Here is a 25,579-nt window from a genome sequence, read left to right on the forward strand (position 1 = left end):
ATTTTGCATAATTATTTGCCTACCTATTAGTAGGTAAATATATTTGTACTATGAAAACGAGAGATAAAATAATTGTCGTTGGCGACAACCTCATAAGAGAGAAAGGATATAATGCTTTCAGTTTTAGCGATATATCAAAAGAATTGAAGATCAAGAATGCATCTATACATTATCATTTTCCCACTAAAACCAATTTAGTGATTGCTGTAATTCAAAAGCATTTAATACTCTTAGAAAAATTTAAAACAGCGGTGGTCAATGAAAACGCTATTATGAAAATAATAAAGTTTCTATCCGTTTATTCAATAGCTAAATCTGGGGGTAAGATTAGTATTTTAGGATCTTTAGCTAACGATTATAACACATTTGATCCCGAAGTACAAACAGAATTAAAAATTTTAACTGAAAGCACCATCAATTGGCTTACACAAACATTAACTGAAGGTAAAAAAGAAGGAACTTTTAAATTTATCCAGGATCCACGAACCAAAGCATTAACCATTATTACTACCATTTTAGGTGCTGAACAACTTTCCAGGATAACCTATCCGCATACCTTTCAAACAGTTAAAGAAAATATTCTTAATGATCTAAAACAAGAAATATGAGACGAGTTGTAGTGACAGGTATTGGAGCATTAACCCCGATTGGGAATACTGTTTCAGATTTTTGGGAAGCATTAATTAATGGAAAAAGTGGTGCTGCACCAATTACTTATTTTGAAACAGAAAAGTTTAAGACAAAATTTGCCTGTGAATTAAAAAAATTCAATCCCTTAGATTTTATTAAAAAATCAGAAGCCAGAAAATATGATTTATATACCCAATACGCTTTAATTTCAGTTGAAGAAGCTATAAATAATGGAAACATAGACTTTTCACATTTAAACAAAGACCGCATTGGTGTTATCTGGGGCTCAGGAAATGGAGGAATACAAACATTTCAGGAGGAATTAAGAACATATTTTAAAGGTGATGGAACACCACGGTTTAATCCGTATTTTATTCCTAAAATGATTGTCGATATAGCCTCAGGTGTAATCTCAATCAAGTACGGTTTAAGAGGTGTTAATTTTGCTACTGTATCGGCCTGCGCCACCTCCAACACGGCAATCATTGACGCCTACAATTATATTAAATGGAATAAAGCAGACATGATTATCACAGGAGGTTCTGAAGCAGCTATCACTGAAAGTTCTGTAGGTGGATTTAATGCCTCACGCGCTTTATCCACACAAAATGACAATCCGCAAACGGCATCGCGGCCATTCGATATTAATCGAGATGGATTTGTCATTGGGGAGGGCGCCGGTGCTATTATACTGGAAGAATTAGAAAGTGCTAAAAAGCGAGGTGCGAACATAATTGCAGAGATTGTTGGCGGTGGAATGGCTGCGGATGCATATCATTTAACAGGTACACATCCGGAAGGAAATGGTGCCATATTAGGAATGAAAAATGCCTTAGAAGATGCTAATATAGAGGCTAGTCAAATTAATTATCTAAATGCCCATGCAACCTCCACTCCCGTTGGAGATATTAGTGAACTTAAAGCCATTGATAGCCTTTTTGGAAGAATGAATGAACTTAGCATTAGCGCCACCAAGTCAATGACCGGGCATTTATTAGGTGCTGCAGGTGCTATTGAGGCAATTGCTTGTATAAAGGCTGTACACGATGATATTATACCCCCTACGATGAATACTACAGATGTAGAACCGGAATATAAGGGTTCTTTTAATTTTGTCTTGCACAAAGCTCAAAAGCAAAAAGTTAATTACGCCATGAATAACACTTTTGGTTTTGGAGGTCATATAGCCACCACGATATTTAAAAAATACCAGTAAAAGCAGACTGATGGTACCTCAAATTAACGGAAATTGTAATTTTTGTCAAATTGGGGTACTACTATAGGGTAATTAAATATTGTTTTCTAAAAACAATTCAAAATAAGCAGATTAATTCATTGATCCTGAATATAAAAAGGTTAACCCAATTATGGGACGATTTATAACCTTACCCTTTTCCTCTATTCCACACTAAAAAATAGCCAAGCAACAACAAACCTATTGCGAATCCACCAAGCACTAAATATATTAACAGCATAACATTGCTTTTATAATTCCTTATCAAATATAATATTAATAAAAGGTTCTTTTTCTACATGTATTTTGAAGCATTTGCCTACATAAATTCATGTCTATTCCCCGGTTATAAAACAATTATAACGTAACCGTATGCTATATAATATTTAATTCTCAGCCACCAGGTAGGGATAATCTGTATACCCCCTTTCATCACCACCACCAAATAGCGTATGGGTGTCTGTTATCTCATTCATTTGGGCATTTAATACTACTCGTTCCGGATAATCAGGGTTCGCTAAAAATCCGCGACCAAACCCGATCAAATCCACGAGCCCTTCTTTTAATAAAGCCTCTCCTTGTTCCGGTGTTTTATTACCGGTTGCAATGACGGTATTATGGAAGTTATTTCGTAATTCTACTCTGAAATTATCGGGAATTTCCGGGGCATCATCCCAATCTGCCTCACTCAGGTGAATGTAGGTCACCCCTATTTCATCAAGAGCTTTAACTGCCAACATGATGGTATCCAGGATATCCGGATCGTCCATATCCTTAAATTTAATAAAAGGTGATAAGCGAACCCCAACATGAGCTTTCCCTACCGCCTCCACCACCGCCCTGGTGATTTCAAGAAGCAATTGAATTCTATTTTCTTTACTTCCACCATAGCGATCGGTCCGTTTATTGGCATTGCTTCGTAAAAACTGATCGATCAAATATCCATTGGCTCCGTGAATTTCTACCCCATCAAACCCCGCTTCCATAGCATTTAATGCCCCTTGAGCAAAGGTTTCAATTGCCTGATCGATATCCTCCTGACTCATTTCTTTAGGTTCATCAACCGGTACAAAGGTAGCATCTCCGTTGGGGGCTCCGTTAAATATATACACTTGGGTATCCTTAGCCTTTATAGCTGAAGGCCCCATCGGTTGGAGTCCATTCACTTTATAAGTACTAACACGACCCACATGCCAAAGCTGCAAGAAGATCTTGCTTCCTTTCTGATGTACTTCTTTAGTTACCTGCTTCCAGGCTTCAATTTGTTCTTTGGTGTATATTCCAGGTGTATTGGCATAGCCTTTACCCTGTAAAGAAACCTGGGTGGCTTCAGTGATGATAATCCCTGCTGAAGTTCTTTGTCCGTAGTATTCCGCCATTAATGCATTTGGGACATCCCCGGGCTGAGAACTTCTTGAGCGGGTCATTGGTGCCATTAAAAAGCGGTTCTTCAATAGTTTTCCGCTCAAATTATAGGGTTCGAATAGTTTGGTGTATTTCATTTTATTTCTCTTCATTTTGACCATTGAAAACGGGATCAGTTGTTGCTTAAAATTTAATAACGGTTTTTCCTATGGCCTTTCCCGACTCCAGTAAAGCATGAGCATCTTTAAGATTTTCAACAGTTAATCCATTCAAGGTATTGGTAAGGGTCGACTTAAGGGTTCCATTTTCAAGTAAAGCAGCGACCTTATTCAATATATGGTGTTGTGCAATCATATCTTCCGTTTGAAACATGGGACGGGTGAACATGAATTCCCAGGAAAAGGACACACTTTTTGTCTTCAGATCATTCAACACCACCGGATCTGCACTTCCGGTAATGGATGCAATATGGCCTTGGGGTTTTATGAGTTCTACCATTTTATCCCAATAGCTATTGGTATTTACAAAATCTAAAATGAAATCCACTTGCGGGTATCCAGCCTCTTTCATTTGATTTAGTAAATCTTTATGGTTGACCACCACATCGGCACCCATTTCTTTGCACCATTCCGTGGTCTCGGGTCTTGATGCCGTGACGATCACGTTCAGTCCTGCTATTTTTTTTGCCAATTGAATGGCTATAGAACCTACTCCACCGGCTCCTCCGATCATTAATATGCTTTTGCCTTTGTCTTTTTCCGCTGAAATACGCATGCGATCAAATAGAATCTCCCAGGCTGTCAAGGAAGTCAGAGGCATAGCAGCAGCTTCTTCCGGTGTTAGTCCTTCGGGACGTCTTCCCACAATGCGTTCATCTACTAGTTGATATTCAGCATTACTACCCGAACGGGTAATATCACCCGCATAGAAAACCTGATCGCCGGTCTTGAACAATGTAACTTCATTTCCTACTGCCACAACCGTTCCAACTGCATCCCACCCAATGATTTTAGGGGTTTTCAGGACGGTATCTTTGGCACTGTTCTGTCGTACCTTATAATCAACCGGATTGACTGAAACGGCAGCTATTTTTACCAGTATATCTTTTCCTTTGGGTTCCGGCTTTTGAGTTTCAAATGCTATAAAACTATCCTTTTCTTTTATGGCTAACGATGTTTTAAATCCTATTGCTTTCATAGTTTTTAATTTTTAATGTTTTATACGATACAACATCCAATCTTTTTGTGGATGGTTTCGATGGATCATTCTTTCAAATTCAAATCCTAATTTGGTTAACAGGTTCTGAGCTCCCACGTTTACAGGCAAGGTAATGGCAATCAGTCGGTTCAATTGAAATGTATTTATTGCCAGTTCGGTTAGTACCTTTACACTTTCAAAGGCATATCCATTTCCTTCAAATTCCGATAAAAAAGCAAAACCCAGGTCAATATCATCCAAATCTTCGCGATCATAGAGTCCGATTGCCCCTATTTTCTTCTGATCGGATTTTCTGATCACGGTGTAATTCCCATATCCCAAGCGCTTTAATTGTGATAACATATTGTCTTCGATATACCTTACAGCATCTTCCCTTGTTTGTAACTGTCTGTCACCGATAAAAGTTAACCATTTCGGGCTATTAAATAACTCGAGTATAAAATCGGCATCTTCCAAATTAGTTGGTCGTACCCATAATCTTTCTGTTTGGTAACTTAAGTTAGTCATAATATTATATAATCCGGTTTTTAATGCTTCTTTCTGTTTACAGCTTAATGGTATTATTCAAAAATTACATAGCGTTTTTACTTGTTATACTCCATTTCCGAAGGATCTATAAGGGTATTTGGATCGTCTATGACCATTTCTGCTATTTCATCTTTTCTCATGAATACCACATCTTGATGACTTTTGGCATACTCAATAAATTGATCAACAACCTTCACTATACCCGGCGCGCCCCCGATGCGATCGTGGAGGCTTACACTCATCATTCTTCTCTGACTAGCCCCTTCGAGGTATAATTGATCGAATTCGGCTTTGAGTTGAGCCAAAAACTGATCAGGACTCCAGTTTTTCCCCTCTATATTCACGATGTCATTATTCCTAAGGGTATAAGGAATTACCACAAATTTTTCTCCTCTGACCAACGTCACAAACGGTTCATCACGACTTAAGTCATCGATATGGTATAAAAAGTTAAGGTCTTGCAACACCTTTAAGGTGTTAGGGCCTCTTCGCAACCAATTCGCATTATACCCCCTGCCTCGTTTACCGGTAATAGCTTCGACAGTATCAATGCCTTTCTTTATGAATTCATATTCTTCTTCGTAAGTCATATTCCATTGGTCACTCCAGGAAATTCCATGAGCCTCAATTTCATGTCCACCTCTGGCGATCGCCTTCGCTACCTCAGGATATTTTATGGCCGCCTCTCCTACCACATGGGAAGTTACGTGAATACCATGTTTTTCCCATAGCTTCAGCATTCTGTAAATACCTTCTTTAGCTCCATAACGAAACCAACTGTTAGCCGGCATATCAGGTGTTTCCTTGGGTAATGGCTTTCCTGAAAACGGACTCTCAGCACCATCGGGTTGACCTCCGGTCTCAAACTGCATGGAGAATGAAATCACCAATTGAGCCCCATTGGGCCAATGACGATTCTTTTTGGATTGCTGTGGTTCCAATTTTTTAGTATTTGCCATTTTTGAGGATTCCGGTTGCCCGCAAGCGACGATTCCGAACATTGATAGCAGTACTCCTATTGATTTAAGCTTTTTATTAGTCTTGATTATATTCATGATTTTACTGTGCTTAATTTTAAACGCGGGTTTTATTGCTGAATTTGTTATGACAAAGATAAAGTTGACAGAGGTAGTTGGTCTTGTAAAAACTCATGGTATATTTGTATAAATCAATCACCATGTCGAAGCGATTTTACATCACCAGGGATTTTGACGTTTTCGAATTTGAAGCGGTTCATGAATGGGGATACCCCCGTCACAAGCATCATTTTTTTGAATTAACCTTTGTGATCAAAGGAAGTGGTCAGCATTTATTGAATGAAAGTATGGTTGATTATAAGCAAGGAGATCTTTTCTTTCTGACTCCTAAAGATGAACATGAATTTATTGTTGCCGAACCAAGCACCTTTGGGATAATCAAATTCACCGAACAGTTATTTATAGAAAAGGCATCTTTTGCCACCAGCACCTACTGGCGCAAGCACCTGGAATCGGTTATTTTTCACTCTAATATTATTGCTAAGAGTATTATCTGTAATGAGCAAGACAGAAAGCAACTTTTTGGATTGTATGCGCTTATTCGCGATGAATTCCAAATGCCACAAACCTACGGGCGTAATGTAATGACCGCCTTGTTTGAGGCGTTGTTAATTGTGCTCTCGAGGAATTTAAAAGCTACCCTGAAGGAAGCTCCCCCGGAGCGGATGACCGATAAAGACAAGGTGGATGCTATCTTAACCTATGTCCGTCAAAATGTTTTAAAAAGGGAGCTGATAAACACCAAAGCTATCGCCTCTGCATTTCAGATGTCACCAAATTACGTCGGCATTTATATTAAAAAACACCTTGGAATTTCTCTTCAACAGTATATTATGGAAACCAAGATGAAAATGGCGGAAAGTCTTTTGAAACAAAGTAATTTGAATATCAACGAGATCGCCTTTAAATTAGGATTCGTCGATGCTGCACACTTTAGTAAAGCCTTCCAAAAATATGCAGGTATGAATCCTAGTGCACTCAAACAGCTTTAAGTATAATATTCAGGATGGCTGTAATTGTTCAAACCATCCTGATTTTAAATGTATATTATATTTTGTTAGCCCCTTACACACTTTAACCGTCGTTTAAGTATCAAATACTTTCTTTCACCAGGCTCTCCAGGCTAACCACTTTAAATTGTGGTGAGGCCTTAAAGCACTCATTCAGAATAGACATATGTCCATTTCCAAAGAGTACTAATATCCGATCATCTGAGGTGGGTTGAGTTTTCAGGATATTATTATAGATTCGGAGGTTTCGGCTATACCACCACATCGCTAATCCGTCAGGCCCGAGCGTATTATGAGTATTGAACCCCTGGGTGAGGTAATGACCATGTGCACGTCTTAAATATTCAGGAGACGACATTCCAAGAAATATTTCCAATAAGGTCATATCTTTTTCCCACACATCACTTGCTTTATACAATTCGCTGTATTTCGCACCCCAATAGTCACTTAATTCTTTATTAACCAATGTATTGTTATCCCCAAAAATCTTATCCTTGAAGGTGTTCTGTTCTTCCTTGCTTAGCTTATTACCAAAATCGGAATTCAAGCTTTCTGCATCCACTGCATACACTTTTTTATGCCCCAGGGCTTTGGCTAGACGATATGCCACCTGATAGATTTCGTTTCTTTTTAATGTGAAATCCCCTTTTAAATAAGCGTTATAAAGGGAATCGTGATAGGATTGATTTAAAGATTCTACATATATTTTGGTAGGATTGAATCTTTTTAAAACTACTAATAGCTCCTCTAATTCCTTTTGTTTCTGAGGTGACAGTATATCCATTTTATCGGCATCTGCGGTTTTATGCCCGTCAAGTCCGGGATAATTGAAGTGAAATGTCCCCAGTAACAGAGCTTCGGTTGGTTTTTTATCCTCTAAAAGTATATGATCTGCTGAGATCTTTTCTAATTTTTGCCAATCAACAGACTGAGCATACAAGCTATTCGCTACTAATAAAGCGGTTACTATTGATAAAAGGTTTTTCATTATTTTAAATGTTTATGAGTTTTAAATGCAGCTGCAAATTCGTAAGGTCCGCTTGTTATAACAAATAAGTTCTGTCAACTCAGGAAACAAAACTGTAAACACGGAAACTCGGCCTTGAACGGGTTCACCGATTCGATTCACGGGTTTACAGATTTGATTATCTTTAACCTCACATACATGCTACATTTGCCTACATGACTAAAAAACAACGCCTATTACTTTACGGGATCTGTATCCTGCTTTTTTTATTTGGGTTTGACCTCATAAACACTCTGAGTCAGGGAAATCGGGTGGAATGGAATAAGTTCTTCAGTTTTTATCATATTACCACACTCGTATATATGACTGTAACTTTCTGGTTAAGTTATAAACTGTGGAATCTTGTATGGCCACAACGCAAATGGCTCCATATTACCGGGGTCGTGGTATTGTTATATGTATTTTTTATAAGCTTTCGATATTTGCTGGAAGAAGTTATCAGTCCGCTATTAATTGGACATGGGAATTATTTCACCGGGGTCACCTTTCAATATTACGTCAGTGATAATTTATATTATGCCAGCATTTATATCGTCGTAGGGTTCTTATTATTTCTGCTTGATCATCAGATTAGACTGCAAAAAGAAAAGGCAGCTATGGAGGTTATAACGAGAAATGCAGAGTTGGATTTTCTGCGCTTACAGGTAAGTCCTCATTTCTTATTTAATGCATTAAATTCTATTTATGCGCTGGCCTATAAAAAGGCAGAAGAAACTCCGGAGGCGATCCTACAATTAAGTAATTTAATGCGCTATGTGCTATACGAGAAAAACGCGATGGTTGATCTGGATCAGGAATGGGATATGTTGCAGGACTTTATATCGCTACAGGCTATAAGGCTTAATGAACCACTGCAGTTGGCCACAGAAAAAAGCGGAGGTATTAATGGATTTCAAATACCTCCTTACTTACTGATTGCCTTTGTCGAAAATGCATTTAAACATGGTATTCTAACCCACAAAGATGATCCATATAAACTCTCTTTATCGGCTGAAAATGACCATATTCGGTTTATTTCAGAAAATAAGATTGGAAAAAAGAACAAAGACCACCAGAAAGGAATTGGTCTGGATAATATCCGTAAAAGATTAGATTTACTATATCCGAACAAGCATCGTCTGGTAATTAATCATACTGCCACGCACTTCAGCGTCGATTTAACTATACATTCATGAGCATAAGAACAGCCATTTTAGATGATGAACCTTTAGCACTAGATATTCTGAACGATTATGTAGCAAAAACAGCTTCCCTTGAGTTGGTATTGGCCAGTACCGATCCTTTTGAGGTTTTACAAATGGTACAAGAGGGTAAAGTTGATCTATTACTGCTGGATATTCAGATGCCCGAATTAACCGGGATACAGTTTATGAAAATCGTAAAAGAACAATGTCGAATTATACTCACTACCGCATACACGGAATATGCCATGGATGGATATGAGTATAATGTGGTGGATTATTTACTAAAGCCCATTCCCTACCACCGATTTTGCATGGCGATCGATAAACTATCTCCTAATGAAGATACTCCTGTTATTGGAGCTTCAGATGACTTTATTTTTGTAAAAAGCGGTTATAAAACTTTAAAATTACTACTTAAGGACATTGTATACATCAAATCTGATAGTGATTATATTGCCTATTATTTAACCGATGGCAGTAAGGTGTTAAGCCTGGACAATCTCAAGGACTTACAAGACAAACTCCCAGGTAGTTTTTACCGTGTTCACAAGTCTTATATGATCAATTTAGAGCATATTACCTCTATAGAACGCAATCGTATTACAACTTGTTTACAAAATATAATTCCAGTTGGTGACCGCTATAAAGAAGCATTTTTCAAAAGAATTCAATCCTAAAAAAAAGGCATCACACCATGAGGTGTGATGCCTTCTGAGTACGCATATATGTTATAATCTTTAAAACTCTTGCTTACCGAACTCACTATCGATAAATTTCGATTTGTTTTTACCGGATTTTAAGGTATAAGAAAGGTTCAGCATAACCATGTCTACCTCATAGATGTAATTGGTAGTCGTATAAAACTGATTGGGACTGTAAGTGGTAATTCGCTGTTCATTCGTATTTAAAAGCCCCATATCCATATTAAGCCATTGTAAGGTGGCCGTTAGCCTGTTATTTAAAAATGATTTTTGAAAAGTAAGATTCGGTGAATAAAACCTGGAATCTTCCCCTTGAGCAGTAACGCGCTCAGACAAATAGTTAAAATTAAACTGTACGGAAGCAGTTTTCCAGAACTCATAAGTCGAGTTGATATTTATGGAATATACAGTATTATTGGTGTTTACAGGAGTATTGTTAAAGTTTCCCTTTAAGTTGTAGTGGTTTAGGTTCCCTCCTATATAATTACTCCACTTTTCTGTGACATTGAACTGAGATCCTAATTCCAATCCGATGGTTTTTGCATTCCCTACATTCGAGTAGATCCTGTTTAAAATTGTATCATTATAGACCGTATTGACTCTGTTAACCACATTCTTAACATTTCGGTAATAGGCTGTCGCAAATAAGCTATTTCCATTCTTTAAATCTTTATTCACTCCAATTTCAAACAAGTCAATGAATTCTGGTTTTAGAGTTGGGTCTCCTTGTTCCAGCGTCTCTGAATGTTCCCTTTCAGGAAATGGATTCATTTTAAATGTTGTGGTTCTTTCAATACGCTTGGAGTATGCTGCTTTCAGATCTGTGGTTTCACTTAAAGCATACTGAACACTTGCTGAAGGGAATAATTTAATGAAATCGTAGTGATAGGTCGTGTCTACAATTCCTATTTTATCTTTAAGGTCGTATGAACGATCCATACTTTCAAGACGAATTCCGGCGCTGTATTCCCATTTATTTTTAGTACCAGCCAGTTGCAAGTAGCCCGAGTGAATGTTTCTTTTAAGGTCTGCGTCACTGGAAAATTCCGGAACCAGTTCAAAGGTTCCCATATCATTGTCCAATCGCTCATAAATAAAATCTCCGGTATGATCAAGGCTTCTGAATTGATATCCCGCTTCCACCGTTCCGAGGCTTATCGGTTTACTTACATAATCTACCTGGAACCTTGTTCCATATAGCGGATTGTCGTTGGTATTATATTCATCCTGATATACCAACGAGTTGTCCGGATAACCCAGATTCTGATTTACTGTTGGTCCACCAAGTAAGGTATATTCATATAGGAAAGAAGCCGTTAATTCAGCTTCATTTTGAAAGGTATGTGCATAATCAAAACTTCCCAGGATAAAGTCTCCTTTTCTTGTACGCAGGTTGTGATTGAAGTATTGAAATGTATAAATCCTGTCGCCACCTTCAGGTGGCGTTATTGCATGGTTATCATAGTACACAATATCCGCCAAACGGTCTTTGGTTCGTTTTCCTGCATAGAATCCAAAAGAAAAGTCATTTTGGTCATTGAGTTTGTAATCAACAGTAAGGCGACCATTATAGTTAATCTCATCAAAACTTCTTTCTCCGGTAGACGGGAAGCGGGTTAAGGTGTCATTGATAATCGTAAACACATCTCCTTCTCTTCTGCCTCCAAGATCATTTCTCTGATAACTGGCTCCGAAAGATACATTCCAACGGTCATTTCGAATGTTATATGTAAAATCGCCTCCGTATCTACGATGTATCTCTTCGTTTTCATAGGTCTCTATAGACGGTAATCCACCTTTAATATTTACTTGTGCAAAAGCACCATTCAAAGCACCTTTTTTAGTGATGATATTAAGCATTCCCGCTTTTCCTTCCGGATCGTATTTTGCTGAGGGAGCCGTTATAACCTCTACTTTTTCAATAGCATTGGCAGGAAGTTGACTTATAAAAGAAGCCGGATTACTTTGTAACGGCTTACCGTTTAACAATACCACAAAACCGCTAGAACCTCTGACGTTAATTTCTCCTTGACCATCGATATTTACTGAGGGAAGATTTCTGATGACATCTGCCCCGGAGCCCCCTTGAGCGGTATTAAATTGATCCACTTCAAAGACTTGTCGATCTATTTTACTAATTACTTTCTTTTTATTGGCTGCTACCACTACCTCCGAAAGTTCATTTCCTAAACTTAATTGGATGGTTCCCAGGTTTTGCGTCTTATGCTGTTTATTTATGATAATGTTATTGATATAACGAGGTTCAAAACCTATAAATGAAGCTTTTATAAAAAAAGTACCTTTCTTTAAATCAGGTATTTCAAAGTTTCCGTCTATATCGGTAACCACTCCTGTTACCAAGGTACTATCCTTTTCCTGGTAAATGGTAGCCGTAGCATATTCTAAAGGAGTGTTGGCATCATCAATAATTTTTCCGCGAACCTGACCATACAAGTTTATTCCACAAAAAAGGAAAAGAAACAATAGAGAAAATAATTTGAAATATTTCATGTTTTGAACCATTACATTTAATGGCGTCAAAGATACTTTTTAGGCAGTTTTGAAAATGGTATAAATGAAAAATAAATGGTGTATTTAGAGCACTTGTCCTGTTTTTCTAAATTGCAATGGTGTTATTCCGGTATGTCTTTTGAAATATTTGATAAAATTAGAAGTGTCTTGAAAGCTTAATTTATGAGCTATATCAGAGATACTCAAATCCGTATATAGCAATAATGATTTAACTTCTTTTAAGACATAGTAAGAAATAACCTGGGAAGCTGTTTGCTGGAAGCTTCTTTTGCATAAGTTATTGAGATTCTGCGGAGTCATATATAGTTTCTCCGCATAATGCCCCACATGAACTTTAAGGTCTGTCGCAATCAAATTGAGAAACAGTAATTTCACATCTTGTTTATGATTGTTGGTTTGTCCTTTAAAGTCTCTTAGATTCAATAAGATGACCTTCAAAATCCCTTCAAAGATTTCCGGGTTGGGATTCTTTTGTTCGTATTCGCTGCATAGTGCTTTAAAAAGGTGATCTAAATGTTCTGTCTTTCCTGTTGGAACCTGTAATATGTCGATCTCATTTAATTGCAGAAGTTGTGAGGTAATGGTTTTATCGCTGACCTTTTTCAGATAAGTTTCTTTAATGATAACCACAAACCCCCGGGGTTTGGTAGCAATCTCCCAATGATGTACCTGATTCTTATTAACGAAGAAAAGGACCGGCGGTTCGATTCTATAATTATTTAATCCAAGATTATGATACCCGTTCCCCTGGGTAAAGAAGACAATTTCCAGGTATTTATTGTGTTTATGAGGTTTGGTGTAACGTTTATTGATATCAAATTTCGCTACTTTAATATCCCCTATCGAATTCATTTTATCGACTACAGGTATTTCCTCTTTTCCGGCCATTATTTTTTAAAAATAAATAACGAAAATATGGAAAGTTGCTATCTAATAATGGGGTTGTTATTGTTTTAACATAAAATAAAGGAATTGTTTGTAAAATCAGGCCCTGAATAATAGCCTGAATGGATCGCTCATACTTTCTTTGTATATGGGATGTTATGAAATTCAAACCTCTCAAATACCCTGATAAATTAAATTTTCAGTTTATTGAATGGATATTCCGAATTATAATTACTGCTGGAAGTTAGGATTTCTTCAGCTCCGCTATTTCAGCCTTGAGAGAATCTATCTTTTTCAATAATGGAACAACTTTCTCCCCTATTTCTTCATCGTATTCCCAACCAGGGGTCTTTTTGGTGGTATAAGTCGATGTCCAAAATCCTATTCCAAAAAAGAAGATGGCAATTAATATGATATCAAAGAGGCGGTTATTTTTCATCATATATAGATTTTTGTTCTCTTGTAAGTATAGTAACAAATATATAGAAAACAATCTATAGTTTAGTGACAATTATCTATTCTCAGGAATAAACCAAATGAAAAAAGCTTCCTGATGCATTACATCACCAGGAAGCTTTTATATTTTGTTCTCCTATATTTCGGGAGTTATTTTCTCAATGTTACCTTCACGGCATTCATTCCTTTTGCTCCTTTTTCCAATTCGAATGTAACTTTATCATTTTCCATAATGTCATCAATCAGTCCGCTTACATGAGTAAAATACTTTTCCTGATTATCCGTGTCTATGATGAATCCATATCCTTTAGAGTTGTCAAAATAGGAAACTTTTCCTTTTCTAACCGGATCGATTTCTTCTTCAGACGCTATCGTCTTGGGAACACTAACATCGATATTAGCGGCTTCTACCTCTATCTTTTCGGAAGGATCGGGAGGGGTATCCGTTAAATTACCATATTGATCTACATATGCAAATTCAATTCCCTTAGTACCATTTTCTTTTACATCAGCTTTCCGAGCCTCCATTTTCTTTTTCTTTTCCTCACGTTTTTTTAAACGCTTTTTCTCTCTTTGACTCTTATTATACGATTGCTGAGATTTTGCCATAGTTTCAATTAAAAATTTATGTTATGCTCCAAAGATACCGTTTTAAAAAGAGCTCAAAGAACTTATAGGCTTCTATTTGGTTAATTAGGGGTAATTTATTTTAATTAAGAGGGTATTTGAATCCTGTTTATGCTGTTCTTTTTAAATCCATTACTTTTGTGCCCTAAATGAAATAAGGCATATGGCAGGCACCCAACTTCAGGATCAATTAATACCTACTCTTAAGAAATATTTTGGCTACGACAGCTTTCGTGGGCAGCAACAGGTAATTATTGAAACTGTCCTCAATAAAAATAATTGCCTGGTGATTATGCCTACCGGAGGCGGAAAATCTATTTGTTTTCAATTGCCTGCATTATTGTTCAAGGGGGTTACTTTGGTGATATCTCCCCTAATCGCCTTGATGAAAGACCAGGTAGACGGACTTAATGCCAATGGTATAAAAGCGGCTTACTTTAACAGTAGTCAGACTCCTGAAGAACAACAGTTAATAATCGATCAGGTTGCGGATGCTAAGCTTAAATTACTCTATGTGGCACCAGAGAGCTTACCCGGACTTGAAAACATACTCAAGGAAAATTACATCAGTTGTGTTGCCATTGATGAAGCGCACTGTATCTCTTCCTGGGGGCATGATTTCAGGCCTTCTTATCAACAATTGGGCTTTTTAAAGAAACAGCTCCCCAATACGCCTGTAATTGCTTTAACGGCAACAGCGGATAAGGCTACCCGACAAGACATACTCGATCAGTTAAACATTTCTAATGCACACTCATTTATATCTTCTTTTGATCGAAAGAATATTGAAATTGAAGTTCGTCCGGCTGATAAAAGAGCCCAGCAGATTATCCGCTTTATAAAGAAGCGACCGCAGGAAGCTGGTATTATTTATTGTCTAAGCAGAAAGAGTACGGAACAACTGGCTGAGACATTACAAAATAACGGAATCAATACCCGTGCCTATCATGCAGGCCTGGGTTTTGAAGAACGCAGCAAGGTTCAGGAAGACTATTTGTTTGATAAAGTGCAGGTTGTTTGTGCTACGGTAGCTTTTGGAATGGGTATTGATAAATCGAATGTACGATGGGTTATTCATTATAATATGCCCAAAAACCTGGAAGGCTACTACCAGGAAATCGGGCGTTCAGGTCGTGATGGCCTAAAGGCTCATGCCCTGCTCTTCCACAGCTATGCAGATGTACTTCAATTACGAAAATTTGCAGAAGGCAGCGGTAATGAAGAGGTGCAACTTGCCAAACTGGAACGAATGAAACAGTTTAGTGAAGCAACCAGTTGCCGACGTAAAATATTATTGAGTTATTTCGGTGAGTTGTTAGCTGAAAACTGCGGTAACTGTGACGTTTGTAAGAACCCACCCAAGTTTATTGACGGCACTATCATAGCTCAAAAAATATTATCGACGATTGCAAGATTAAATGAGAGCGAGGGCGTTGGAACCATTATAGACATTCTTCGCGGTGCTCAAAACGCTACCATTCTCGAACGACAGCTCAACCAGGTAAAAACCTATGGTATTGGCAGCGATATTGGATGGAGAGACTGGCAGCATTACTGTATTCAGCTTATTAACCAGGGACTTTGTGAAATAGCTTTTCATGAAAACAATACCTTAAAACTTACTGATTTATCAAAAAAGGTGCTTTTTGAAAATCAACAGGTGTGGCTCACCAAACCGGTAATTATTAAAGAAAGCGTTAAGGAAGCTCCAGTTAAGAAAGCTAAAACCACCAACGTCAATAACCTGTTCGAGCGTCTGCGTAAATTACGTTATGAAATTTCACTGGAAGAAAACATCCCTGCCTACCTCATTTTCAATGATGCTACCCTAAAAGAAATGGAACAGGTTCGTCCTATGAGTGAAACCGAACTATTGAATGTTAGTGGAGTTGGGCAACACAAAATGGAAATTTACGGTGATCGATTTATTGCTGAAATTTTAGACTTTATGGGATCTAAAATTAAAAAGCCGCGAAAAACAGATACGCATCTAAAAACTTTTGAACTCTATAAATCCGGAATGTCTATTGAGGAGATTTCTACTAAACGGAAATTAAAGACGACCACCATTTATTCTCATATTGCCAAACTATACAGTGACGGAAAAGACATTAACATCTATGATTTCATTACTAAAAATGAAGTGGCTGCTGTTCAAAAGGCTAAAGAAAAACTAAACGATCCCAGCGGATTAAAACCTTATTACGAATATTTTGAAGAGCAACTTGACTATTTTAAAATTCGACTGGCCTTGAGTGTTGTTGATAAGGCGTCGTAAGTGAATTGGGTTAAAATTAAACTTGTACCCCTGCTTTTTCTATGGTGCTGATAATTCTGTTGTAGCGCTCTTTTTGCTTTTTGAAATCGCGTTTCTTTTTCTGACCATAATGATAGCCAATGCCTATTCCCAAAGCAAAGGTGACACATATAATAACAAACGCATAAATGATTAAATATGACATCGCGTACGGGCTTTAGAGGTGTGTACACACCGATGGGTAAACAATTTGTAACAATCAAGGATAAATGTATGCTATTAGTGATTAGACTGGTTTAGAAGGCTCTAAAAACTTCAATTTCCTTGACATTTGTCAAGATATACCATGAGTTGATGGGGCTCCTAATCCTCCCTGTTGTAATCTTTTAGTATCCTGCTAAAAGTTTCCGGTCGAATATTAAGCATGGAGGCCAGGTATTTATGAGGTGTACGATTTAGCAAAAATTTATTACCGGTTTCTAAAAAATAATGAAAGCGTCCTTTTGCAGAAGGGATTCTGGATAATAAGGTTCTGTTTTCTGCATGTATATAATACTCGATCAGCAAGGCTGTAAATATCTGATTCATTTCCGGGAATAAAGCCAGTGCCTTCTGCAGGTTATCATAACTGATACATTCAACAGCCGTATCTTCCAGAGTTTGCATAGTTTCCCGGGCATTTTCGTTTTTAAAGAAGCCGGTTATTGAAGTTACCAGTTCATTATCAATGCTTATCCATGTCGTTATCTCCTTAGCTTCAATTACATGATATCCCCTGATCATTCCCTTTTTTATAAAATAAAGGCTATCACATAGTTGACCGCTTTCATTTAAAACCGTTCCTTTTTTATAAATATGTGTCGTAATATTACTTTGAAAAAATTGTTTTAATTCGGATGAAAGAGGTGCAATTTTTTCTAAAAAAAATAAACTTAAATAGACCTTTTTATTTTTCACTAATGCGTTTTTTACTAGCTGAATACTACATACTACATCTTTCTTTGGTTATTTCCTGGGGTGTTTCAAAAAGAAAGATCTTCCGAAACGCATGCGCTCCGGAAGATCCAAATATACTCCTTTAAGTGGATTTAATATAATTATGATGGCATTTCAGAACCATTATATATAAATGGCTGATGGTAATAACGTTTTCCCGTTGCTTTATACAAAGCATTAGCCAAAGCACCCATTACCGGTGGCAGTGGTGGTTCTCCAAGTCCGGTTGGATGAACATCACTATCGACAAAATGTACCTCTATTTCTTTAGGAGCTTCATTATGCCTGATCAAACGGTATTTATCGAAATTATTTTGCTGTGGAACTCCATCTTTGAAAGTCATCTGGCTATACATGGCATGTCCGATACCATCAACAGTTCCTCCTTCCATCATGTTCGTGGCAGCGATTGGATTAACCACAATTCCACAATCGACGGTACAGTATACTTTCTTTATAACAGGCTTATCACCTTTCATTTCAATATCCAGTACATTAGCCACATAAGAGTTGTGACAATAATAAGCTGCTACACCTCGATGCAGACCCGCACTATTCGAATTCCATCCTGATTTCTCTTTCACCATTTTTAGTACTCTTGCATAACGCTCTGCGTCGTAATCATTTCTTTCGCCTACAGGATTTTTCATAGCCTTTTCAAAAAGTTCCAAACGGAAGTCGATCGGATCTTTTCCTGCCGCTTCTGCAACTTCATCGAGGAAAGATTGTTCGGCACCGGCTATAAAGTTAGAGCTTGGAGCTCTCCAGGCTCCTACGCTAATGTTTGATGATTGTGTCCAGGATTCGGCGAGATAATTCTCAACGGCTCCTGCAGGATACCTGTTGGCAAATAAAGCAGCCTCGGGTATGCCACCGGATTTCACATGAAAACCGATTAAGTTTTTATCCTTATCCAAAGCAGCACGATAGGTTACATAATATGCAGGACGATAAATTCCAAAACTCATATCATCTTCACGGGTATAAATAAGTTTGACCGGAGCTTTTACTTTTTGAGAAATAACGGCCGCCTCTACCAAAAAATGACCGTACAGACGCCTTCCAAAACCACCTCCCTGACGTGTCATCTGTATGTCAATTTTATCCAGTGGAAGTCCGATTCGGTCTGAGACTGATTTTTCCATGTATTCCGGCGTCTGAATGGGTCCAACCAATTCGGCCTTTTCATCAGTAACATCCGCAAAAAAGTTCATAGGCTCCAGGGTGTTATGAGCTAAGAAAGGTGCTGTATAGACACTTTCTATGATCTGATCTGCATTTTTAAAAGCCTTTTCCGGATCACCATCTTTCCTGACCACGTTGGCGGCCTTTCCTGCGGCCTCCTTCATTCTCATTAAATGATCAGAAGTACTTTCTAAACCTGATGGCACTTTATGCTTGGAGGTATTCTCTTCGCTCCATCCATAGACTTCATATTCATAAGCTTCAAAAGGTTCCCATTCTATATTCAATGCTTTTTTCGCTTGTAATACCTCCCATGTAGAATTTCCGATTACAACGACCAATTCCGGAAATGAATCTACATCACACCATCGTCTTGGCGTTCCTTCTTCATAGGTGTTTATGACCATGACATCCTTAATTCCCGGCATTTGTCTTGCCTCGGTATCATCTACCGATTTAAGTTTCATTCCAAAGGCCGGTGGATGAACAGTCATAGCGATCAGCATCCCCTCTTTTTTATAATCTAAACCAAATAGTGGTTTTCCGGTAACAATATTTTTAGCATCGACATTCGTACGGGAAGTTCTTATGATTTTAAAATCTTTATATTCTTTTAACTCCAGCTCCTCAGGTACAGGAATTGAAACTGCAGCAGCAGCCATTTCGCCATAACCTGCTGTTTGTCCACTTGCTTCGTGACTAAGAACGCCTGCAGCCGTGGTTATTTCTTCTGCCGGAACATTCCAGGCTTTAGCTGCTGCCTGTACCAGCATATAACGTGCTCCGGCACCAGCCATTCTCAATCCGTCCCAACTCTGTCGAATCGATTGGCTACCTCCCGCTAATTGTCTTGTGAAGACTGCTGTATTTAATGGGGCTTGTTCAACGAAGACGTCCTTCCAATCTGCATCTAGTTCTTCAGCAATAATCATAGGCATAGAGGTTTTCACATTTTGCCCTATCTCCGGATTTGGAGACATGATTGTGATCATTCCATTGTCACCGATTTTTAAAAAGCCATTAATTTCAAACCATTCATCAGGCATCTTAGCAACGTCATCAACTTTAGGCTTACAGGAAGCCAGCCAACTAAATCCGATAACCATGCCGCCACCAGCAAGTGCTGATACTTTTAAAAATGATCTTCTTCCGTATGTTGTTTTTATTAGTGTCATTGTGTGATTTTTTAAGTAGCTGTTTTAAAGAAGTATGTTATGCCTCCTGCGAATTTGAAGCCGATTTAATCGCTGCCTTAATTCTGACATAAGTTCCACAACGACATATATTTCCACTCATAGTATCTTCGATTTCCTGATCCGATGGATTCGGATTGTTATTCAGCAAGGAAGCCGCTGACATAATTTGACCTGCCTGGCAATATCCACATTGTGGCACATCATGCTCTAACCACGCCTTCTGCACCGGATGATCCGCTTGTTCTGATAAACCTTCTATCGTTGTTATTTTTTGGGATGATACAGCTGAAACGGGTAATTGGCACGAACGTACAGCACTACCCTCTACATGAATGGTACAAGCTCCACATTGAGCAATTCCACATCCGTATTTGGTACCTACTAAATTAAGATGATCTCGAAGAACCCATAAAATTGGCGTTGATGGATCTACATCAACCTGATGAGTTTTTCCATTAACATGAAGTGTAAATGAAGCCATAATTTATTTTTTCCATAAGTTACTAACTTTAAACATAAAGTAAGTATTTAATGTTAAAAAATTAGCATTTCTTTAAGAAGTTAATTTTTATCTCTTTAGAGAGATAATACGAACAGTAATATAAAGAAGAAATTCAGAATAATTTCAATCACCTTTGAGACAAATGGAAACCGGGTTAACTAAATAAAAAGGGAAATCGGGTGTTTGGGCCATTTGTACATGTTTATAACACCCGATTTATATATTAGCACCAAACTTCTTGTGGGGCTCGTGCTATTAATCAACTTTAAATTACAACTTATAGTTAAGGTGTTGAAAATGAATCGTTAAACGGTTCACATATTACGGTTATCAACAGGTTATTAACAATTTTCACCTTAGGAACACCGCTAACGAAGTAAGGTGAAATGACCGTTTTTTGTAGTGCCATCTTCAAAGTTAACTAAAAACCAGTAATCTGCAGAAGGCAAAGGATTCCCATTAAAAGTACCGTCCCATCCTATCGAATGATTATCAAAGGTATCGATTGGCCTTCCATAACGATCAAAAACCTTAATGGTATAATCTATATTTGAAATATCAAACAAACTCCAGTAATCGTTTATACCATCTCCATTGGGTGTAAAAAACTTTGGTCCACCAAGCAAAACCACCTCTTTATGAAAAAAACCACAACCCTCGATTTCTCTGATATAAACCGTATACTTACCTCCTGGTAAATTAGTAAATGAATTAGACGATTGGTAATTGATATTATCCAGAGAATAATGGTAGTTGGTCCTGTTCGGAATCTGAACATGAATGCTATTATTGCCGGATAAATCAGTAATCGCTAAGGAAACATTGGGTTGGTTATTGGTATCGATTAAACGAACTTCTACTGTTGCCGTATCCATACCACAGGAGCCATTGGAAATGGTATAGGTATAGACTCCCTCCTGATCTGTTAACGGATCAAACCAGCCTGAACCACCTGATAAGGCCGGCGACCAGCTACCTCCGGCGTCTGGACCATCACCCAAAAAAGCATATAAATCGACAGGACCATTATTAACGCACAAGTCTGCTACAGCATCTGAACCGGCAAAAGGAGATTGATCTAACGAGACAGTTACGCTTGCACTCGAATAACCACAATAATCATTTCCAACCGTATAACTATATACCCCCGGGGCATCTCTTTGAGGATCAAAATATCCACTTCCATTTCTTAAAGGCGGAGACCATGTACCTCCTAAATCGGGGCTTCCTTCCAGGGCATCAAATAAATTAAACGGACTGCTACCTTCACATATAGATAATGAAGTGCTGATTCCGGAATTTGGGGTGTCGATCACCTCCACATATACTTCTGAAACCGTAGTGCCACAGGCGCCACTTGCAATATATGAGTAAATCCCGGGTTCATCGACACTGGGATTGAACACACTTGTTCCGCTTGATAATTCAGGTACCCAGGTACCTTGATTCGATGTGTCATTAGTAAAACCGATAAGATCGACCGGACCCGCATTGCTGCATAAAGTAGTTGAGGTAGTCGTCGCTGCTATCGGATCGACAACACTTACTTCAATTTCTACTTCATATAAGGTTACGTAATTACTTGTTACAGAATACATGTAGGTTCCTGAAGGATCAATAGAAGGGTTAAATATTCCATCACCTCCTGATAAACTGGGCGACCAGACGCCACCAGAAATGGCATCAGCATTTAGCATCGTAAATAAATCGACTGAAGATTCATTTGAACATATTTCCAAAGACACAACAGCTGTACTTCCGGACGAAGTTTGGGAATAGCAAAATAAAGCAGGCATTAACAGGAATGCACACCTTAGCATTTTGAATAGATTCATAGGGTAAGTTTGGGTGGTTGTTATATGAATAAAAGGTATTCAATATAATTTGTTTTGATTTGGGACTTAAATATAGTTAAAATTTAATTTTAACAAAAAATCAACTACCCAAACTTATCCTGAATTCATGAATGCATTAATGATTTTTAAGACAATCCACCGATCGTTCCATATTCATCAATATGCATTCCTTCGGAGGCTGGTGTTTCTGGAAGCCCTGGCATGCGCATCATGCTTCCGAGGATAGGGATTATAAACTGCGCTCCGGCAGCTATTTCTATATCCCTAACCGTTATATTAAATCCTTCTGGCCTTCCGATTAGCTTAGGATTATCTGAAAATGAAGTTTGTGTTTTGGCCATACAAACCGCAAAGTTTTCAAATCCTAACTCCTTAATCTTCTTCAATTTTTGTTTAGCCTGTGGACTATAATCCACACCAATTGCTCCATATATTTCACGAGCAATGGTGGATACCTTATTCTCTATAGGATCACTCCACTGATACAATGGGGTATATTCTTCCTGATTTTCATCGACAATGTCTGCAACCGTCTTCGCTAACTCTATATTCCCTTCTCCTCCCATTTGCCAGCTTTTAGAGACGATAGCTTCGATTTGGAGGCTTTTACATTTTTGTATAATGAATTCTTGTTCTTCCATGGTATCTGACACAAAACTATTTATGGCCACTACCGGTGTCAGGTTGAATTTTTTAATATTCTCTATGTGTTTCTCCAAATTACAAAAGCCTTTCTTAACTGCTTCCAGATTCGGTGTATTGTAATCTTCTTTTGCAACGCCACCATGATGTTTTAAAGCTCTGATAGTCGCTACGAGTACCACAGCTTTAGGGTTTAATTCGGCATAAGCGGCTTTGATATTCAAAAACTTTTCAGCTCCTAAATCCGCGCCGAAACCTGCTTCAGTAATCACGTAATCAGAAAGTGACATAGCCATTTTTGTGGCAATAATCGAATTGGTGCCCTGAGCAATATTCGCAAATGGCCCCCCGTGAATAATCGCAGGATTTTTCTCCAGGGTCTGAACCAAATTCGGCTTTATGGCATCTTTTAAAAGGATGGCCATAGCATCCTGAGCCTTTAAGTCTCTTGCGAAGATTGGCTTTTTATCATAGGTATACCCTATGAATATGTTCCCCAGGCGTTCTTTTAAATCGTCAAAATCTTTAGCCATACACAAAATGGCCATAACTTCAGAAGCTGGAGTTATATTAAATCCTTCTTCCCGTGGGATACCATTAGCGGTACCACCAAGTCCGATAATTATATTTCTAAGGGCTCTGTCATTCATGTCAATTACCCTTTTCCAGACAATGGTTCTCGGATCGATATTTAAGTTCTTTGTTTTACTTTGCAAGTTATTATCGATAAGTGCCGATAATAAGTTATTTGCTTTTTCGATGGCGTTAAAATCTCCTGTAAAATGGAGGTTAATATCTTCCATAGGAACCACCTGTGAGCAGCCTCCTCCTGCAGCCCCTCCTTTGATGCCAAAAACAGGTCCTAAAGAAGGTTCACGAAGCACCACGGTTGATTGCTTTCCTATAAAATTCATCCCTTCTGACAGGCCTATAGAAACCGTAGTTTTTCCTTCACCTGCCGGAGTCGGAGTAATCGCGGTAACCAGAATCAGGTTACTATTCTCAATTTTATCTTCATCGATTAATTCAAGCGGAAGTTTTGCTTTGTAATTACCATACATCTCAAGATCCTTATCATCTAGATATAGTTTATGAGCTATGTTTTTAATGTGGGTCATCGGATTTGAATGGGCAATTTCTATATCGGAAAGAAACATAGTTATATAATTTATATTTTACCCAAAAATACGTCCTAATCCATTCAAAGATCATGATAAATATCAGTCATAAAAAAAGCCGATCAATTCATTGATCGGCTTCCTGATAGGTTTGCTATTTAGCTTATTTAATTTCAATCAATTCTAAATCGAAAACTAAATCTTGTCCAGCAAGCGGGTGGTTAGCATCAATTACAATATGATCCTCTTTCACCTCAGCAATACGAAGTTGTTGCTCAGCTCCATCAGGGCTTTTCGCAACTAATCCCATACCTACTTCTGGTTTTATGTCTTGTGGTAATTCTTCATTTTTAACAACTTGAAAAAGCTCTTCTCTTACTTCTCCGTAAGCTTCTTCCTTAGGAATAGTAATGGTTTTCTTTTCGTTAACTTCCATTCCAACTAATCCCTTTTCAAAACCAGGAATTAACATTCCATCACCAAGTTTTACTTCTAAAGGACCTCTGGCTGCAGAGCTGTCAAAAACTTCTCCGTTGGATAATTTTCCTGTGTAATGTACGCTTATGGTATCGTTTGCTTTTACTTTACTCATAAATATAATCTTTGTAATTTATAGTATATTAATGTTTTGCAAATGTATGGTTTATAAAATGGCTTCTCCTAAAATATTGGAGAAATCTGAGAATTTGACATAACCTTAACAATTAAAGGCTGTATCGGGTTAATTACCAAATACATACCTCCTGTTTTTTCGGTTCCGGACAAAGCAATTGATTATCTTTTGGATTTCCTTAAATTCGCGCCATAATTCATCGGGATGCAGCATCGACATTTTATTCATTTTAAACCTTTCGGGTATATCAGTCAACTCAATAGCAATGACGACAGACAACTTCGTAAAAAAAAGTTTATCAATGAATTATTTGATTTCCCAGAAGGTACAATGCCTGTAGGCCGACTTGATGAAAAATCGGAGGGTTTGTTGTTATTAACCACCGATGGCAAGTTATGTCATCAAATTAACAGCGGTGGCTATGAAAAAGAATACTATGTGCAGGTGGATGGTGAAATAAACGAAGAAGCTATCGACGAACTTAAGACAGGTGTTTTAATTGGTATCAATGGTAAGAAATACAAAACTCAACCCTGTAAGGTGCATCGCATAGCGACTCCTGAACTTCCCGAACGCGGAAAGAAAATAAGAGATCCACGCCATGGGCCAACCAGCTGGATTTCTGTTACTATCACCGAAGGTAAATTTCGACAAGTGCGTAAAATGACCTCTGCTGTTGGTTTTCCGACACTTCGCCTGGTAAGGTTCAGGGTGGCAACGATAACCTTAGATAATTTACAACCGGGAGCCACTAAGTCCGTTTCGGAGCTGGTATAAACG

The 25,579-nt window shown here is 38.0% G+C and carries 23 protein-coding genes; 7 read left to right on the forward strand and 16 right to left on the reverse strand.

The window, feature by feature from the left end; translation table 11 throughout:
* Positions 1 to 50: 50 nt before the first annotated feature.
* Together P278_RS05920 and fabF are read left to right on the forward strand one after the other, a co-directional pair.
* Positions 51 to 608 carry a TetR/AcrR family transcriptional regulator gene (locus tag P278_RS05920; RefSeq protein WP_038263761.1) on the forward strand — a complete coding sequence of 186 codons (558 nt, stop codon included), beginning with the start codon at positions 51 to 53 and terminating at the stop codon, positions 606 to 608.
* Entirely contained in the window at positions 605 to 1,846 is a 1,242-nt protein-coding gene (gene fabF, locus P278_RS05925; RefSeq protein WP_038263764.1) for a beta-ketoacyl-ACP synthase II, read from the forward strand. Before P278_RS05920 ends, fabF begins: the two co-directional genes overlap by 4 nt.
* A 404-nt stretch (positions 1,847 to 2,250) precedes the next feature.
* Here fabF and P278_RS05930 read toward each other — a convergent pair whose 3' ends face one another.
* The 4 genes from P278_RS05930 to P278_RS05945 all read right to left on the reverse strand — a co-directional run bounded on the left by P278_RS05930 (position 2,251) and on the right by P278_RS05945 (position 6,030).
* Positions 2,251 to 3,381, reverse strand: a complete 1,131-nt coding sequence (locus P278_RS05930) for an alkene reductase (protein WP_235444256.1) — start codon at positions 3,379 to 3,381, stop codon at positions 2,251 to 2,253.
* Between the two features lie 31 nt (positions 3,382 to 3,412).
* Complete coding sequence (locus P278_RS05935; protein WP_038263766.1) at positions 3,413 to 4,426, reverse strand: zinc-binding alcohol dehydrogenase family protein; 1,014 nt, start codon at positions 4,424 to 4,426, stop codon at positions 3,413 to 3,415.
* A gap of 12 nt (positions 4,427 to 4,438) precedes the next feature.
* The gene (locus tag P278_RS05940; RefSeq protein WP_038263768.1) at positions 4,439 to 4,954 is read right to left on the reverse strand and encodes a GNAT family N-acetyltransferase; all 516 of its coding nucleotides are present in this window, start codon (positions 4,952 to 4,954) and stop codon (positions 4,439 to 4,441) included.
* Positions 4,955 to 5,031: 77 nt separating this feature from the next.
* The gene (locus P278_RS05945) at positions 5,032 to 6,030 is read right to left on the reverse strand and encodes a polysaccharide deacetylase family protein (RefSeq protein WP_038263771.1); all 999 of its coding nucleotides are present in this window, start codon (positions 6,028 to 6,030) and stop codon (positions 5,032 to 5,034) included.
* Positions 6,031 to 6,152: 122 nt separating this feature from the next.
* On the opposite strand from P278_RS05945, the gene P278_RS05950 reads away from it, so the two are divergent.
* Positions 6,153 to 7,004, forward strand: a complete 852-nt coding sequence (locus P278_RS05950) for an AraC family transcriptional regulator (protein WP_038263774.1) — start codon at positions 6,153 to 6,155, stop codon at positions 7,002 to 7,004.
* Positions 7,005 to 7,104: 100 nt separating this feature from the next.
* Here P278_RS05950 and P278_RS05955 read toward each other — a convergent pair whose 3' ends face one another.
* Positions 7,105 to 8,010, reverse strand: coding sequence for a DUF5694 domain-containing protein (locus tag P278_RS05955; RefSeq protein ID WP_038263777.1), 906 nt, complete (start codon positions 8,008 to 8,010; stop codon positions 7,105 to 7,107).
* A gap of 194 nt (positions 8,011 to 8,204) precedes the next feature.
* On the opposite strand from P278_RS05955, the gene P278_RS05960 reads away from it, so the two are divergent.
* Both P278_RS05960 and P278_RS05965 read left to right on the forward strand, forming a co-directional pair.
* The gene (locus P278_RS05960; RefSeq protein WP_051413437.1) at positions 8,205 to 9,224 is read left to right on the forward strand and encodes a sensor histidine kinase; all 1,020 of its coding nucleotides are present in this window, start codon (positions 8,205 to 8,207) and stop codon (positions 9,222 to 9,224) included.
* Complete coding sequence (locus P278_RS05965; protein ID WP_038263779.1) at positions 9,221 to 9,910, forward strand: LytR/AlgR family response regulator transcription factor; 690 nt, start codon at positions 9,221 to 9,223, stop codon at positions 9,908 to 9,910. The genes P278_RS05960 and P278_RS05965 overlap by 4 nt, the downstream gene beginning before the upstream one ends.
* A gap of 60 nt (positions 9,911 to 9,970) precedes the next feature.
* On the opposite strand, the gene P278_RS05970 is transcribed toward P278_RS05965, so the two are convergent.
* From P278_RS05970 to P278_RS05985, 4 genes are all read right to left on the reverse strand, one after another.
* Positions 9,971 to 12,445 (reverse strand): TonB-dependent receptor domain-containing protein, encoded by a 2,475-nt coding sequence (locus tag P278_RS05970; RefSeq protein ID WP_038265315.1) that lies wholly within the window; start codon positions 12,443 to 12,445, stop codon positions 9,971 to 9,973.
* Between the two features lie 84 nt (positions 12,446 to 12,529).
* On the reverse strand, positions 12,530 to 13,354 hold the full coding sequence (locus P278_RS05975) for an AraC family transcriptional regulator (protein WP_038263782.1): 825 nt from the start codon (positions 13,352 to 13,354) through the stop codon (positions 12,530 to 12,532).
* A gap of 241 nt (positions 13,355 to 13,595) precedes the next feature.
* The gene (locus P278_RS05980; protein ID WP_038263784.1) at positions 13,596 to 13,793 is read right to left on the reverse strand and encodes a hypothetical protein; all 198 of its coding nucleotides are present in this window, start codon (positions 13,791 to 13,793) and stop codon (positions 13,596 to 13,598) included.
* Positions 13,794 to 13,957: 164 nt separating this feature from the next.
* Positions 13,958 to 14,416 carry a cold-shock protein gene (locus P278_RS05985; protein ID WP_038263786.1) on the reverse strand — a complete coding sequence of 153 codons (459 nt, stop codon included), beginning with the start codon at positions 14,414 to 14,416 and terminating at the stop codon, positions 13,958 to 13,960.
* Positions 14,417 to 14,597: 181 nt separating this feature from the next.
* On the opposite strand from P278_RS05985, the gene recQ reads away from it, so the two are divergent.
* Positions 14,598 to 16,712 (forward strand): DNA helicase RecQ, encoded by a 2,115-nt coding sequence (gene recQ / locus P278_RS05990; protein ID WP_038263789.1) that lies wholly within the window; start codon positions 14,598 to 14,600, stop codon positions 16,710 to 16,712.
* 16 nt (positions 16,713 to 16,728) lie between these two features.
* Here recQ and P278_RS16590 read toward each other — a convergent pair whose 3' ends face one another.
* The 7 genes from P278_RS16590 to P278_RS06020 form a co-directional block, all read right to left on the reverse strand.
* Positions 16,729 to 16,896, reverse strand: a complete 168-nt coding sequence (locus P278_RS16590; protein WP_161808346.1) for a hypothetical protein — start codon at positions 16,894 to 16,896, stop codon at positions 16,729 to 16,731.
* 158 nt (positions 16,897 to 17,054) lie between these two features.
* Complete coding sequence (locus P278_RS05995) at positions 17,055 to 17,648, reverse strand: Crp/Fnr family transcriptional regulator (RefSeq protein WP_038263791.1); 594 nt, start codon at positions 17,646 to 17,648, stop codon at positions 17,055 to 17,057.
* Between the two features lie 140 nt (positions 17,649 to 17,788).
* Positions 17,789 to 20,047: a xanthine dehydrogenase family protein molybdopterin-binding subunit gene (locus P278_RS06000; RefSeq protein WP_038263795.1), complete on the reverse strand. Its 2,259-nt coding sequence runs from the start codon at positions 20,045 to 20,047 to the stop codon at positions 17,789 to 17,791.
* A gap of 37 nt (positions 20,048 to 20,084) precedes the next feature.
* Complete coding sequence (locus P278_RS06005; protein WP_038263797.1) at positions 20,085 to 20,549, reverse strand: (2Fe-2S)-binding protein; 465 nt, start codon at positions 20,547 to 20,549, stop codon at positions 20,085 to 20,087.
* A gap of 389 nt (positions 20,550 to 20,938) precedes the next feature.
* Positions 20,939 to 22,405: a T9SS type B sorting domain-containing protein gene (locus tag P278_RS06010; protein ID WP_082436099.1), complete on the reverse strand. Its 1,467-nt coding sequence runs from the start codon at positions 22,403 to 22,405 to the stop codon at positions 20,939 to 20,941.
* Between the two features lie 146 nt (positions 22,406 to 22,551).
* The gene (locus P278_RS06015) at positions 22,552 to 24,225 is read right to left on the reverse strand and encodes a formate--tetrahydrofolate ligase (protein ID WP_038263803.1); all 1,674 of its coding nucleotides are present in this window, start codon (positions 24,223 to 24,225) and stop codon (positions 22,552 to 22,554) included.
* A gap of 124 nt (positions 24,226 to 24,349) precedes the next feature.
* Entirely contained in the window at positions 24,350 to 24,778 is a 429-nt protein-coding gene (locus tag P278_RS06020; RefSeq protein ID WP_038263805.1) for an FKBP-type peptidyl-prolyl cis-trans isomerase, read from the reverse strand.
* Between the two features lie 225 nt (positions 24,779 to 25,003).
* Between P278_RS06020 and P278_RS06025 the strand changes: the two genes are divergently transcribed.
* A complete protein-coding gene (locus P278_RS06025) occupies positions 25,004 to 25,576 on the forward strand; it encodes a pseudouridine synthase (RefSeq protein ID WP_038263807.1) in 573 nt (190 codons plus the stop codon).
* Positions 25,577 to 25,579 lie beyond the last annotated feature (3 nt).

This window comes from Zhouia amylolytica AD3, assembly GCF_000511935.2.
GTDB classification, from domain to species: Bacteria; Bacteroidota; Bacteroidia; order Flavobacteriales; family Flavobacteriaceae; genus Zhouia; species Zhouia amylolytica.